The sequence below is a fragment of the Vibrio sp. Isolate25 genome, assembly GCF_022398025.1.
In the GTDB taxonomy this organism is placed as follows: Bacteria; Pseudomonadota; Gammaproteobacteria; order Enterobacterales; family Vibrionaceae; genus Vibrio; species Vibrio coralliilyticus_A.
Window position 1 is genome coordinate 66,856 of sequence record NZ_JAKEUT010000002.1, and the last position, 13,869, is coordinate 80,724.

Consider the following 13,869-nt stretch of genomic DNA (forward strand, 5'->3'; position numbering starts at 1 on the left):
TCTACTCCTTTAGTTATAGCCTAAATTTATTGATATTTTAATTTGTATCTTACTTAGATGTGAATTGTTAGGCTTTTATTCGCCTTTGTTGCTCCTAAAGGCAATATAAGCGAGAATACCGCGCAAAACCGAATCAATCTGCCAGCTTATCAGTCATGGTTATCTTGACGATACACTGGCGTTCAGATGAAGAAGATCTTTTGATGTCAAATACAGCATTTACCGGCGAAGTTTCCAAGCGCAGAACGTTCGCTATCATCTCGCACCCGGATGCGGGTAAGACCACCATCACTGAAAAAGTATTACTTTTCGGACGCGCAATTCAAACGGCAGGTACAGTAAAAGGCCGTGGCTCTGCTCAGCACGCGAAATCTGATTGGATGGAAATGGAAAAAGAGCGTGGTATCTCGGTCACCACCTCAGTGATGCAGTTCCCATACAACGAATGCCTAGTCAATCTATTGGATACACCGGGACACGAGGATTTCTCAGAAGATACTTACCGTACTTTAACGGCGGTTGACTCCTGCTTGATGGTGATCGACGCAGCGAAAGGTGTTGAGGATCGTACTCGCAAGTTAATGGAAGTGACCCGTCTGCGTGACACACCGATTGTAACGTTCATGAACAAACTTGACCGTGATATCCGTGATCCCATGGAGCTACTGGACGAAGTCGAAAGTGAGTTAAATATTTCCTGTGCACCGATTACTTGGCCTATTGGTTGTGGTAAAGAGTTTAAAGGTGTGTACCACATTCATCGTGATGAAACGATTCTCTACTCGACAGGCCAAGGCCACACCATTCAGGAGAAACTGGTTGTAAAAGGCTTAGATAACCCTGAACTTGATGAGGCGGTCGGTGCTGAGTTAGCGGAACAGCTACGTGAAGAGCTTGAGCTTGTGATTGGTGCATGCCCTGAGTTTGATCAGGAGTTGTTCCTTGCGGGTGAGCTTACGCCGGTATACTTTGGTACGGCACTGGGTAACTTTGGGGTTGACCATATGCTGGATGGCTTGACGGAGTGGGCGCCAGCGCCGATGCCTCGCCAGGCGAATGAGCGTCAAGTCGAAGCGAATGAAGAAAAATTCTCTGGCTTTGTATTTAAGATTCAGGCCAACATGGATCCAAAACACCGTGACCGTATTGCTTTCATGCGTATTGTTTCTGGTACCTATACACAGGGTATGAAGATGAATCATGTGCGCCTTGGTAAGCAAATCAATATTTCTGATGCGGTTACCTTTATGGCCGGTGATCGCTCTCGTGCTGAAAATGCTTATGCGGGTGATATTATTGGTCTGCATAACCACGGTACCATCCAGATTGGCGATACTTTCACTCAAGGTGAAGCGCTCAAATTCTCCGGCATTCCTAACTTTGCTCCCGAGCTATTCCGTCGTATTCGTCTAAGAGATCCATTGAAGCAAAAGCAGTTGCTAAAAGGTTTGGTACAGTTATCTGAAGAGGGGGCGGTGCAAGTGTTCCGTCCGCTACAAAATAATGATCTTATCGTAGGTGCGGTCGGTGTGCTTCAGTTTGACGTCGTTGTTGCGCGTTTAAAAGCGGAGTATAACGTTGAAGCAATTTATGAGAGCGTTAACGTTGCAACTGCGCGTTGGGTCGAGTGTGAAGATGGCAAGAAGTTAGATGAGTTCCAGCGTAAGAACCAAGCCAATCTAGCACTGGATGGGGGCGATAACCTGACGTACATCGCGCCAACAATGGTCAACTTAAATCTGGCGAAAGAGCGTTTCCCAGATGTTGAGTTCCGAGCGACTCGCGAACACTGATCTTCGTCACCTTTGACGTGATAGCGGTGTTGACTGCGTAACCTCATCTTAGCTAGCGCCAAAGGACTTGGCAGATCTGATAACTCAATACCGCCTCTGTATAAAGGCGGTATTTTTGTTTTTAGCAATGAGGATGCGCTTTTAGCCGATCGAAAATAAAAAGGGCTGATGCTCTCACATCAACCCTTTAGTGTTGTTAGCTTGTCGCTACTTTTTCTTCTTTGCGACTTTCTTTTTGCCTTTCGCGGTGGACGCTTTCTTGTCGTCTTTTTTCTTTTTCTTGAATGTAGGTTTCTTGTGCTTAGGGCGAAGCTCTTTAATGAAGCGCTCTTTGATCTCTTCTTTTACGTAGCGAGCCACGCGATCCATCATGGGTTGATCGTGGGCCTCGACGAGTGAGATCGCATTACCTTTCTTACCAGCACGAGCAGTTCTGCCGATGCGGTGAAGATAAACATCTGCGCTTCGTGGCATGTCGTAGTTGATAACATGGCTGACATCTGGCAGATCAATGCCTCGCGCCGCAACATCAGTGGCAAGAAGCACATTGACTGAGCCATCGCGGAATCGTGCAATGGCGTTGTTACGACGATCCTGTGGCATTTCACCTTGAATCCAGGCACATGGAATTTGGGCTTTTTCCAATTCTACGCGTAGCTCGGCTAATCGTTCCCGAGTTTTAAGGAAGACAATAGAACGCTCTGCTTGGTCATTGATGATTTTTTTCAGTAGTTCCAGCTTATGCGCCATATCATCGGCACGGTGATACCACTGAGCAATCTTTTTACGCTCGCGACGAGAAGGTTCGGCATCGATCTCTGCGGGCTCTTTGAGTAGATCAGCGGTAAAACCTTCTACGCCTTTCCCTTCAAGTGTCGCAGAGAAAAGTAAGGTTTGTTTTCGCCAGCGACATTCAGAAGAAAGACGATCAACGGTCGGGCCAAAGCCCATGTCGAGCATGCGATCCGCTTCATCGAGGATCAACCATTCGATTGCTCGGCAGTCGAAACGTTCAGCTTCGATGTATTCCATCAAGCGTCCTGGGGTCGCAACCACGATATCTTGGGTTTTGGAGAGAATATCAGCGTGTTCCTGATACTGTACTCCACCTGTGATGGTGAAAATGTTTAGGCTGGTATGTTTGGCGAGCTCACGAGCTTGGTCAGCGACTTGCATAGCCAATTCGCGAGTCGGAGTCAGGATCAGCACACGAGCAGGCCCCGGCTTACGACGAGGGAAGTCTTGCAAATATTGCAAAGCGGGCAAGACAAAAGCGGCCGTTTTACCTGTGCCAGTCGGCGCCGAAGCGAGAATGTCTCTGCCGTCCAAAGCTTGTGGAATGGCTTCAGCCTGGATCTGGGTTGGGCGGGTATAACCCATTTCTTCGATTGCAACGAGCAGGTTGTTATCTAGCTCTAGTTCAGCAAAATTTCTGATCACTCTGGTGTCTCCACAAGCTGGTAAGTGAGAACGATAAATTTAAGGGAACGTATTATAGAGGGTTCGGTGATAAGGATCACACCTTAATTTCTACATCTTCAAATAAAACGCCTTCGTCAATGCGATAAACTTGTCGCTGTAGCCATTATCATCTTGAATTATCAGCGTTTCTACCTTCGTACTTGATGGGTGTTGGCTAAGCTCAATCAGCAACCGGCTCACTGGCTTCTTCTCTGTAGTGTGTACCTCACATAAACTAGCTAGGTGCCAACCAAGTGTTTCCGCTAAGGAGATAAAAAGCCTCCCTTCCGTTTCAGGAAGTACAAACCAAGCTCGGCCGTCAGCGTTCAGTAACTTTTGGCATTGCTGAAGTAACGCTTCGTGGCTCAAGGTTAAGGTGTGCCTTGCCGTGGCGCGGTGTTGGGTTTGGGCGTGCTCTCCGGAGTTAAAATAGGGTGGGTTACAGACAATAGCGTCATACGGTTTTTCAAATGGAAAATGGAGTACGTCACCAGATAATAGTGTTAAGCGAGTTCGCCAAGGAGAGGCGGTGAAATTGTCTTCAGCAGCTTGTAAGGCATGTTGGTCAATATCGATAGCATCAATAGTAGCGGATATATTTCTTTGCGCGCACATTAAGGCTAGTAAGCCTGTGCCTGTTCCAATATCTAAAATGGTATTCGCCTGTTTAATATCGCACCAAGCTCCGAGTAACACGCCATCAGTGCTGACTGGCATGCCTGAGTAACCACCAGAAATTTTAAACTGCTTGAATGAAAAGTCTTTCGTCTTGGTTTTTGTGTTTTTCATTTTATTCTGTGCGTGGTGAACAATTGAGTGATTCAGTCTATTGTTGGATATTTGTATGGTCTTTTGTTCTATTATTGTTGCATTTGTTTTATTTATTGATCCATATATTAAACTAATATTTCTTATTTTAATGGTCGATATAACTGGTTGTGAGTTGAAAGTATAAATTTATATGGCGTTTTTGGCCCTAGGGTTGCGGATGAGTGTGTGTTTCGTCATTATTCGCCTCCAAATTTATAGATTGGGTAGCCATCACGGACTACTCAGCATGCACAACATCAATCAAAAAGTTAAAGGGTCTCTTGTGAATCAGACTTTAAAATTAACAGATATTATCGCGGTAGGCTTTATGCTTTTCGCCTTCTTCTTAGGTGCGGGTAACATTATCTTCCCGCCACTGGCAGGACAACTTGCAGGTGAAAACCTTGTTCCTGCGATGACTGGTTTTCTTCTCACTGCGGTAGGTCTTCCTCTTATTACGATCGTTGCTATCGCCGTTGCAGGGGGATCTTGGGATCATCTCACCAAAGATTTACCTAAGCGTGTAGCAATGACGATTGCGGTACTGATCTTTATCATTATTGGGCCGGCTTTTGCGGCGCCACGTACCGGCTTGGTGGCTTATGAAATGGCGGTGAAGCCATTTTTTGCTGATGCCGCACAACTTCATCTGACGGTTTTTTCCATCCTATTCTTTGTGGTTGCGATGTCTTTTGCTTGGTCTCAAGGCAAGCTGATTGATGTGATCGGAAAAATACTGACACCAGTACTTTTCCTAGGCCTGATTGTGCTTGCTGTCGCTGTGTTTATCGACCCTCAAGGAGAAATGATCGCAGCGCAAGGTGAATACCTTACGCACCCACTGCAAAAAGGTTTCCTTGAAGGTTACAACACCATGGATACCTTCGCCTCGCTGATGTTTGGTGGGCTTATCGTCGATGCACTTCGTCAAAAAGGTATTTCTGATCAAAAGGCGACTGCAAAATACCTGATCAGAGCCGCATGTGTTGCTGCTGCGGGTCTAGCTTTCGTATACGTATCTTTATTCTACCTAGGTGCAACCAGTGCGGCTGTGGCCGCTGGTGCAGACAATGGCGGTGTGATTCTTAGCGTGTACGTTCAATCTCTGTTTGGTCCGTATGGTCAAATTGTATTGTCAGTGATTGTGCTTCTTGCGTGTTTAACCACGGCTATCGGTATTATCTCAGCGTGTTCTGATTACTTTAGCTCGCTGACTCCAGTGTCTTACAAAACTTGGGTTGTGGTTAACGGTGTGGCGTGTGCAGTCGTTGCCAATGTTGGTCTTTCCCAACTGATTGCCTTGTCTGTTCCTGTGCTATTTGCACTATACCCAGTGGCTATCGCTTTGGTCGCACTGACGTTTATTCGCAAGATGCTACCAAACCCACAAGTGGCTTACCGTGTCGTTATCCTTGTGTCATTGCTGTTTGCTCTGATTGATGCAGCAAAAGTCGCGGGTGTGGATGTGTCTGCGCTAAGTATGTTACCGCTGTTCGATATTGGCATGGGTTGGTTGCTGCCAACCATTGCTGCCATGATCTGCATGTTCTTCATTGGAAAATCAGCTCAACCAGAACTAGCGGAAGAAGTGTCTTAAGCTGAAATGATCAATAGATAAAAATCCCCTGTCATACCCTGTGTGACAGGGGATTTTTCATTGTATTTTAGGTAGGTCGCAGTGCAAAAAATTCCTGTATCTTCATCACACTTTTCAGTACAATTCTCCGGTTAAATTCTACTCATAAATGTTGAGCAAACATGTTTGAAATCAATCCTATTAAAAACCGCCTTAAGGACGTGTCTGAGCGCACTAATGTCCTGAGGGGGTACCTTTGACTATGACGCCAAACAAGAGCGTCTAGAAGAAGTCAACGCAGAACTAGAACAACCGGATGTGTGGAACGAGCCTGAGCGTGCGCAAGCGCTAGGTAAAGAGCGTTCTGCCCTCGAAGCGGTTGTGGAAACGATTGACCAACTTGAGCAAGGTGTGGAGGACGTTGACGGTCTTCTAGAGCTTGCAGTGGAAGAAGAAGATCAAGAAACTTTCGATGAAATTGAGCCAGAGCTTGCTGAGCTTGAAGCTAAGCTAGAAAAGCTCGAATTCCGACGTATGTTCTCTGGCGACCATGATGCATCTGACTGCTACATTGATTTGCAGTCAGGCTCTGGTGGTACGGAAGCGCAAGACTGGACATCGATGATGCTACGTATGTACTTGCGTTGGGCTGAAGCAAAAGGCTTTAAGACGGAAGTGATCGAAGTCTCTGAAGGTGAAGTTGCGGGCCTTAAAGGTGCAACGGTTAAGATCTCCGGTGAGTACGCTTACGGTTGGCTACGTACGGAAACAGGAGTTCACCGCTTGGTTCGTAAATCGCCATTCGATTCAAGCGGTCGTCGTCATACATCGTTTGCTTCTGCGTTTATCTACCCAGAGATTGATGACAACATCGACATCGACATTAACCCTTCTGATCTACGTATTGACGTATACCGTGCATCCGGTGCGGGTGGTCAGCACGTTAACACCACGGAATCGGCGGTACGTATTACTCACGTTCCAACCAATACTGTGGTTCAGTGCCAGAATGACCGCTCTCAACACAAGAACAAAGATCAGGCAATGAAGCAGCTTCGTGCGAAGCTATTTGAATTAGAGATTCAAAAGCAAAATGCAGAGAAGCAAGCCAATGAAGACGCTAAGTCGGACATTGGTTGGGGTAGCCAGATTCGTTCATACGTACTGGATGACTCGCGCATTAAAGATCTGCGTACTGGTGTTGAAAACCGCAATACTCAAGCGGTTCTTGACGGCGATCTAGACAAATTTATCGAAGCTAGCCTGAAATCAGGTCTGTAAGCTTTTCACCGAAAAACTATTTTCATAAAGAAAGACAGGATACATCAAAAATGACTGATGCTGTTCAAAACGACAATGTACAAGAAGAGAATAAGCTGATTGCTGAGCGTCGCGCTAAACTGGATCATATCCGTCAGAGCTGCAAAGCAAACGGCCACCCAAATGACTTCCGTCGTGAGCACCTAGCTGGCGATCTTCAAGCAGAATTCGGTGAAAAGACGAAAGAAGAGCTAGAAGAGCTAAACCATGTTGTGGCAATTGCTGGTCGTGTTATGGCAAAGCGTGGTCCTTTCCTAGCGATTCAAGAAACCTCTGGTCGTATTCAGGCCTATGCTGCAAAAGAGGTTCAAAAAGAGCTGAAAGAGAAGTACCAAGGTCTCGATATCGGTGACATCATCGGTGTGAAAGGTGCTCTTCATAAGTCAGGTAAAGGCGACCTTTACGTGAACATGGAGTCATACGAGCTGCTAACGAAAGCACTTCGTCCACTTCCAGAGAAATTCCACGGCCTGACTGACCAAGAGATGCGTTACCGTCAGCGTTATGTTGATCTGATTGTAAACGAAGAGTCTCGTAACGCGTTTATCGTGCGCTCTAAACTTGTATCATCTATCCGTAACTTCATGAGCTCTAAAGGCTACCTTGAAGTGGAAACGCCAATGATGCACGTGATCCCTGGTGGTGCAACGGCTCGCCCATTCATCACTCACCACAACGCACTAGACATCGATATGTACCTTCGTGTAGCACCGGAGCTTTACCTTAAGCGTCTGGTTGTCGGTGGTTTTGACCGCGTATTCGAGATCAACCGCAACTTCCGTAACGAAGGTCTTTCTCCTCGCCATAACCCAGAATTCACCATGATGGAATTCTACCAAGCATATGCTGACTACAAAGATCTAATGGATCTGACAGAAGAGATGCTAAGCACAGTTGCAATGGACGTTCTAGGTTCAACGTCTATGCCTTACGGTGATGAGACAGTTGAGTTTGGTGGTAAGTACGCTCGCATGAGCATGTTTGAAGCAATCAAGCACTACAACCCAGAGCATGCAGAAATCCAAGCGCTAACAGAACAAGACCTGACTAACCGTGACAAGATGGTTGCGATTGCTAAATCAGTACACGTGGAAGTTGAAACTTTCTGGACATGTGGTCAGCTTCTAGAAGAGATCTTTGGTGAGACTGCTGAGCCTCAGCTAATTCAACCAACCTTCATCACTGGTTACCCAGCGGATATTTCTCCTCTTGCTCGTCGTAGCGATGACAACCCATTCTTTACTGACCGTTTCGAGTTCTTCATTGGTGGTCGTGAAGTAGCGAATGGCTTCTCTGAGCTTAACGATGCAGAAGACCAAGATGCACGCTTTAAAGCACAGGTTGATGCGAAAGACGCTGGTGATGACGAAGCTATGTACTACGATGCGGACTACATCACAGCTCTTGAGCACGGTTTACCGCCAACGGCAGGTCAAGGTATCGGTATCGATCGTCTAGCGATGCTGTTTACTAACACGCACACCATCCGTGATGTAATTCTGTTTCCGGCGATGCGCCCACAAGCTTAATTGCTAGTGTAAAAACAGCGAAAAGGCCGATATCACAGAGGTGATATCGGCCTTTTTTATGACGTAAAGATCAGAGGTTTTTCACTTCCAGCCCAGCTAGCTGATGCCAGTAACCATTACATTGGTGGTTATCAATTTTCATCGGGCTTTGCCCAGATTCGTTAGCCCGAAAATGGTTTAATTCTGAAAGGGTTTCGATTCCAAGTGGACTAAGGCGAACGACATCGACTAGCCCGTGCATGTTTGGCAAATCATTAATCAGGTTGTAGCAATATCCTGATTGAGTCTGAATGCCGTTGAGGTTAAACACTTGCTGTCCTTCCTGACTGCTCACCTTTATGCCTGTGGGGTATTTAATACAGCAGGTTTCGCAATCGTCTTTAGCTCGATTTTCAGCACGAGCGGTGAAGCAGCGTGCAGAGTAGGCCAGTGGCAAATAGCCATGGCTGAACACTTCAACCTCAAACTGACCGCGAATGCCTACGTCTTCACATTGAGTCATGACTTTACTTAGCCATTCACGGGAAAGTTCTACTGGCATGCACCAGCGAGTCATACCTTGCTTAAGAAATAGCTTAAGTGTATGCGCGTTATAGGTATTCACGGCGGGTCCGACGACAAACGGCACTTTGTGCTCTGCGGCCAGCTGAATGGCAGAGACATCGTTGGCTTCGATCGCAAATTCGCCATTATCAATGTACTTCTTCATGATGTTGACTTCACTAGGCGCTTCAAGCAACGCCATGGTGGAGAGCACCACTTGTTTACCGGATTGACTGAGCGATCTTGCAATATCCATCCAATGTGCAGGTTTCATTTCTCGGCGTTTAGAGCAGACGCTCTCGCCAAGGTAAATGATGTCGGCGGAGCTGGATGCGGCCTGCAGATAAAAGGCTTCAACATCTTGTTTAGGCCAGAAGTAAAGTAGAGGGCCAAGGGCGTATTTCATCATGTTTTCCTTTCTGTACTTTACTGCCATTTACGGTGGTAAGCACCGAGGGTTGTCTGAGTGCCTTCTGAGACGTTAGCCAGCGCAGCATCCCAGGCCGCCTCAACTTGATAAGCTTCTGGATTGGCTAAGTAGCGGTCGATAGCTGCACGCCAAGTTCGAGTCACTTGCTCGACATAGGCGGGGCTTCGTTGACGCCCTTCGATTTTGACAGAAGCCACATTTGCGGCAAACAAGTCTGGCAACATGGAGAGTGTGTTGAGGCTGGTGGGCTCTTCCAGTGCATGATAAGCATGAGTGTGCTCGTCTAGCTCGGCGGTGAATCGCCCCTTACATAAAGTAGGGTAGCCGGCGTTTTCTCCGTCACTGTAGCGATCAATCAGAATGTTATTGAGCCGAGATTCCAGCCCTTGCTCAGTCTCCTGCCAACGAACAAATTTCGCAGGTGAGCAGGCGCCGACAGTATTGGGAGACTCGCCTGTCATATACGAAGAAAGGTAGCAGCGTCCTTCAGACATAATGCACAAGCTACCGAAGGCAAACACTTCCAGTTCGACATCTTGTGGAATAGTACGTGACAGCTGTTTGACTTGATGGATGGATAGTACGCGTGGCAGAACCACTCGCTTTACATTGAAATTACGCTTGTAGAAATCGATGGCCGCGACATTGGTTGCAGAAGCTTGTACTGACAAATGCAGTTCGAGATCCGGATATTTATTGGCGGCATAATCCAAAACGGCAATGTCAGCAATAATTAACGCATCAATACCACTTTGGGCAGCGCGATCGACAGCGTCGGTCCAGCGTTCAAATCCATCGGGATGAGCAAAAGTATTCAATGCGACGTGGATCTTTTTGTTATGGTCGTGAACATACTGAACCGCTTTGTCCAGTTTTTTACCTGTGAAGTTGAGCCCAGCGAAATGGCGTGCATTGGTATCGTCTTTGAAGCCGATATACACAGCGTCAGCACCACAATCGATGGCTGTTTTGAGAGCTGGTAAATTACCCGCAGGACAGAGGAGTTCCATTGTGCCTTCCTATCCGTTTATAACTGCTTTACGAAAATTGCTCCGCATTTTATGAAGGAACACGAGTGTCGAGTTTGATGTAAGGCAGGTTTAGGTAAGTTTCTGAGTCAAATACTCATTTAGAGTGAGTGACAATCAGTTTTTATGGCGACGATGTTGGGCAAACAGCTCTTCGACCTCTTGCTTAGGTTGAGGGCGATAAAAGTGGAAACCTTGGATTGAGTTACAATTGAGGTTGGAAAGTAGAGTAGCTTGCTGCTGGGTTTCAACCCCTTCGGCCACTACGGTGAGATTAAGTGATTTGCCTAGGTTAATGATGTTCTCGATAACCGTGACTTGTTTAGGTAATGTATCGATGTCATTAATGAAGGAGCGGTCAATCTTAAGCTCATCTAACGGGAATCGAGCCAGATAAGACAGTGATGAGTAACCAGTACCAAAGTCATCGATAGATAAGGCAAAACCAAGTTTTTTGATTGCGTTAAGCATTTGCAATGTGTGTTCACTGTCACTCATTACCGCACTTTCGGTGAGCTCAAACGTGATGCAACTAGGGTCAAGCTCTGTGGTACGCAGTAGCTTCTCCATATAATCGATCAATTTCGGATTACCAAACTGCTCAGGTGATAAGTTAATCGCCACACGCCCCGGTAGAATACCTTGGAGTTTCCAGCGTTTTACAGTGTTGAAAACTTCTCGCATGACAACCCGTCCTAAGTGTTCAATAAGGCCGGCTCGCTCTGCGACAGGAATGAAAGCTCCAGGGCTGATATAGCCTTCGACGGGGTGTTTCCAACGGATAAGAGCTTCAGCACCGTTAATACTGAAGTCACGAGCGTTAACTTTAGGCTGATACCATACTTCTAAGCCATTTTGCTGTAAGGCTTTTTGCAGCTCAATTTCCAGCCATAAACGCATACGCGCTTCTTTGTTCATCTGATCATTAAATTTAATCAGGCGGTTACGGCCTCTGTCTTTGGCTTCGTACATCGCGGTATCGGCATTCTGCAGTAGAATACGGGCGTCATTACCATCTCCAGGATAAGCGACGCTACCGATGGAACAGGCTAGACGCTTACTGAAATGGTGTAAATCAAATGGCTGGTTAATGAGAGAAATGATTCGTTCCGCAAGAATTTCCGCCATTCGATTATTTTCTGGCTCCGGCAGGATTAAGCCAAATTCATCACCGCCTAAATGTCCAATGACGGCGTGTTGCGGTAAAAGGCGTTTAAGACGTGATGACACTTCTTTGATCACTTTATCACCGATGTGATGACCTAAAGAATCATTAATGTTTTTGAAGTTATCAATATCCAAATAAAGCAGTAACAGTGGTGTTTCATTGTGAATGAACTGCTCTAAGCGTTTGGTAAAGCCAAAGCGATTGTATAGACCTGTGAGGGAGTCTATGTGAGCATCTTCAAGCGGCTTGTTGCTGAGCTGTTTAGGTGTTTCATTCGCATCTTGGATAAGGACCAGCTGTGAATTACTACCTAGAACCATTGCATTGCCAGCGTGCAAATGCACTCGGCGCTCGAAACCACACCTTGGTCCAGTCAGGCAAGTCAGAGGGTTTTTGGCAAGTGAATGGCTTAGTGATTGATTGAAGACAGTTTTGGTTTTTTCATCAACAAACAGGCGTGAAAGCTCTTCGCCTAGCAAATCCCTGCTGCTTTCGAAGCCCAACAACCGCACTGCTGCCGGGTTGGCGAAAATAATACAGTCTTCCTCAACGATCAAAAGGCCATCAGGCAGCAAAGTCGTCAGAGTAGAAAATTTACCTTCGGATTCTTCTAACGAACGAACAAGAATGTGCTTCTCTGAAGTATCTACAGCGTGAAAAACCACGTGTTCAATGTTGTTGTCGATTTCTACAGGGGTGAGGCTGAAATGTAGGCTGGTTTCGAGATCGATTTCATTGAGCGTAATTTCTGCTTCGAGAGATTCTCCTTTGAACGCTCGTTCATAATAAGGCTTGAGTTGATTATAAAAATGCTTACCCAGAGTTTGAGTATCGTTCATACCAACTAGCTCTTGATTGGATAGCCCCGCGATATCGCAATAGCGGCCATTAACCATGGCATAGTTATGTTGGTTATCTAAGATAGCGAAAAAAAACGGACTATTCGCCGTCATCTTCATGAACCAATGCTGTAGTTGTTGCGAAAGCATCAAAGGTATTACCGACTCTCCCAAGAGCAATACGAGTCACAGAGCTGTGAACTGAAGCGATATCAATAACTATAACTGTGATTGCCGCTAGATTAAAGGTTTAGGGGCATTAGACGAAATTTTGATACACAACAGGAATCGCTCCATCATCATCCATTATGATGAATTCCTTATTTACAAAGTAACGGATAACGCGCGTGATTAACAAGATTCGTACCCAACTAGTTCAAAATGCTGCATCAATTTTGCGATCTCCAGTCCACTTATTACCTCAAATTGTACAAAAAAAAGTCTTATTAGATGGGCTAAAGAGTGTGTTTAAAGAGGCCTTAGAGGATGGTGACTTTGAGTTCCTCCAAGATAAGTGGTTGAAAGTTGAAGTAAAAGATATGAGTCTGAGTTGGTATATTAGCTATCAAAAGGACAAGTTGATTGTTGCGGATTCGCCGGTTCAAGAAGATGTAGCTTTTGGAGGAAATCTAAATGATCTGGTGTTAATCGCAGGAAGAAAGGAAGATCCGGATACATTATTTTTTCAGCGTCGGCTGTTTATAGAAGGTGATACTGAGCTGGGGTTAGAAGTAAAAAACCTGATGGACAGTGTCGATCTTGAACAACTGCCTAAAGCGATGCAAACGCTATTAAATCAGCTAGCAGACTTTGTGCAGAAAGGGTTACAATCGCCTATTGCACAAAGTGAGGTTATCAATGCTTATTCGAACTGAAGCCCCAGCGGACATTCTCGCCGTGGATAGACTGCTAAAATCTGCCTTTGAGACAGAAGCAGAAGCTGATTTAGTGATGCGATTAAGAGAAAACGGTCGAAGAACGTTGTCGCTGGTGGCCTGTAATGATGAAGGGGAAGTCGTTGGGCATGTTATGTTTAGCCCAGTGACTCTAAATCACGAAGAGTTGAGTTGGCAAGGATTAGCACCGCTGGCGATAAAAGAGGGTTATCGACGCCAAGGTTTAGCGGCTGAGCTGGTAAAAGAAGGATTTGAGTCTCTGAGAGAGTTCGGCTATCCAGCTTGTGTGGTACTCGGTGAACCAGATTATTACTCGCGATTTGGTTTTGAAGCGAGTGAAAATTATGGCTTTCATTGCCAATGGGAAGTGCCTAAAGGTGCGTTTCAGGTGATAGAGTTATCGCAGGGTGAGTTTTTGGGCCGTAGTGGCTTGATTGAATACAGCCCAGAATTTTCAGCATTTTAGGCATAAAACC

At 46.0% G+C, this 13,869-nt stretch carries 11 protein-coding genes; 6 read left to right on the top strand and 5 right to left on the bottom strand.

Annotated elements, in window-relative coordinates:
• The first annotated feature begins 203 nt into the window (after positions 1-203).
• Complete coding sequence (gene prfC / locus L1D15_RS07045; protein ID WP_239875164.1) at positions 204-1,793, top strand: peptide chain release factor 3; 1,590 nt, start codon at positions 204-206, stop codon at positions 1,791-1,793.
• 207 nt (positions 1,794-2,000) lie between these two features.
• On the opposite strand, the gene srmB is transcribed toward prfC, so the two are convergent.
• Together srmB and L1D15_RS07055 are read right to left on the bottom strand one after the other, a co-directional pair.
• The gene (gene srmB / locus L1D15_RS07050) at positions 2,001-3,233 is read right to left on the bottom strand and encodes an ATP-dependent RNA helicase SrmB (RefSeq protein WP_239875165.1); all 1,233 of its coding nucleotides are present in this window, start codon (positions 3,231-3,233) and stop codon (positions 2,001-2,003) included.
• Positions 3,234-3,323: 90 nt separating this feature from the next.
• Positions 3,324-4,043: a methyltransferase gene (locus L1D15_RS07055; protein WP_239875166.1), complete on the bottom strand. Its 720-nt coding sequence runs from the start codon at positions 4,041-4,043 to the stop codon at positions 3,324-3,326.
• Between the two features lie 304 nt (positions 4,044-4,347).
• Between L1D15_RS07055 and brnQ the strand changes: the two genes are divergently transcribed.
• The 3 genes from brnQ to lysS all read left to right on the top strand — a co-directional run bounded on the left by brnQ (position 4,348) and on the right by lysS (position 8,489).
• On the top strand, positions 4,348-5,661 hold the full coding sequence (brnQ, locus tag L1D15_RS07060; protein WP_239875167.1) for a branched-chain amino acid transport system II carrier protein: 1,314 nt from the start codon (positions 4,348-4,350) through the stop codon (positions 5,659-5,661).
• Between the two features lie 161 nt (positions 5,662-5,822).
• Positions 5,823-6,921, top strand: a protein-coding gene (prfB, locus tag L1D15_RS07065; protein WP_126575070.1) for a peptide chain release factor 2 whose coding sequence is annotated in 2 segments (ribosomal slippage) — positions 5,823-5,897 and positions 5,899-6,921 — 1,098 coding nt in all. Because the reading frame shifts where the segments join, the coding sequence is not laid out codon by codon here.
• Positions 6,922-6,971: 50 nt separating this feature from the next.
• Entirely contained in the window at positions 6,972-8,489 is a 1,518-nt protein-coding gene (gene lysS / locus L1D15_RS07070) for a lysine--tRNA ligase (protein WP_239865179.1), read from the top strand.
• 70 nt (positions 8,490-8,559) lie between these two features.
• Here the strand turns inward: lysS and L1D15_RS07075 are convergent, their stop codons facing one another.
• From L1D15_RS07075 to L1D15_RS07085, 3 genes are all read right to left on the bottom strand, one after another.
• Complete coding sequence (locus tag L1D15_RS07075) at positions 8,560-9,438, bottom strand: U32 family peptidase (protein WP_239875430.1); 879 nt, start codon at positions 9,436-9,438, stop codon at positions 8,560-8,562.
• A gap of 20 nt (positions 9,439-9,458) precedes the next feature.
• Entirely contained in the window at positions 9,459-10,472 is a 1,014-nt protein-coding gene (locus tag L1D15_RS07080) for a peptidase U32 family protein (protein ID WP_239875168.1), read from the bottom strand.
• 135 nt (positions 10,473-10,607) lie between these two features.
• Positions 10,608-12,647, bottom strand: a complete 2,040-nt coding sequence (locus tag L1D15_RS07085) for a bifunctional diguanylate cyclase/phosphodiesterase (protein WP_239875169.1) — start codon at positions 12,645-12,647, stop codon at positions 10,608-10,610.
• A 197-nt stretch (positions 12,648-12,844) separates the two neighbouring features.
• Between L1D15_RS07085 and L1D15_RS07090 the strand changes: the two genes are divergently transcribed.
• A complete protein-coding gene (locus L1D15_RS07090; protein WP_239875170.1) occupies positions 12,845-13,372 on the top strand; it encodes an SCP2 domain-containing protein in 528 nt (175 codons plus the stop codon).
• The gene (locus tag L1D15_RS07095) at positions 13,356-13,859 is read left to right on the top strand and encodes an N-acetyltransferase (protein ID WP_239837752.1); all 504 of its coding nucleotides are present in this window, start codon (positions 13,356-13,358) and stop codon (positions 13,857-13,859) included. Before L1D15_RS07090 ends, L1D15_RS07095 begins: the two co-directional genes overlap by 17 nt.
• Positions 13,860-13,869: the final 10 nt, after the last annotated feature.

Excerpts from the sequence above, each read along its gene's own strand:
- L1D15_RS07075 (WP_239875430.1), bottom strand. The coding sequence starts at position 9,438 with ATGAAATACGCCCTTGGCCCTCTACTTTACTTCTGGCCTAAACAAGAT.
- L1D15_RS07085 (WP_239875169.1), bottom strand. The coding sequence starts at position 12,647 with ATGCTTTCGCAACAACTACAGCATTGGTTCATGAAGATGACGGCGAAT.
- L1D15_RS07095 (WP_239837752.1), top strand. The coding sequence starts at position 13,356 with ATGCTTATTCGAACTGAAGCCCCAGCGGACATTCTCGCCGTGGATAGA.
- L1D15_RS07080 (WP_239875168.1), bottom strand. The coding sequence starts at position 10,472 with ATGGAACTCCTCTGTCCTGCGGGTAATTTACCAGCTCTCAAAACAGCC.
- lysS (WP_239865179.1), top strand. The coding sequence starts at position 6,972 with ATGACTGATGCTGTTCAAAACGACAATGTACAAGAAGAGAATAAGCTG.
- prfC (WP_239875164.1), top strand. The coding sequence starts at position 204 with ATGTCAAATACAGCATTTACCGGCGAAGTTTCCAAGCGCAGAACGTTC.
- L1D15_RS07055 (WP_239875166.1), bottom strand. The coding sequence starts at position 4,043 with ATGAAAAACACAAAAACCAAGACGAAAGACTTTTCATTCAAGCAGTTT.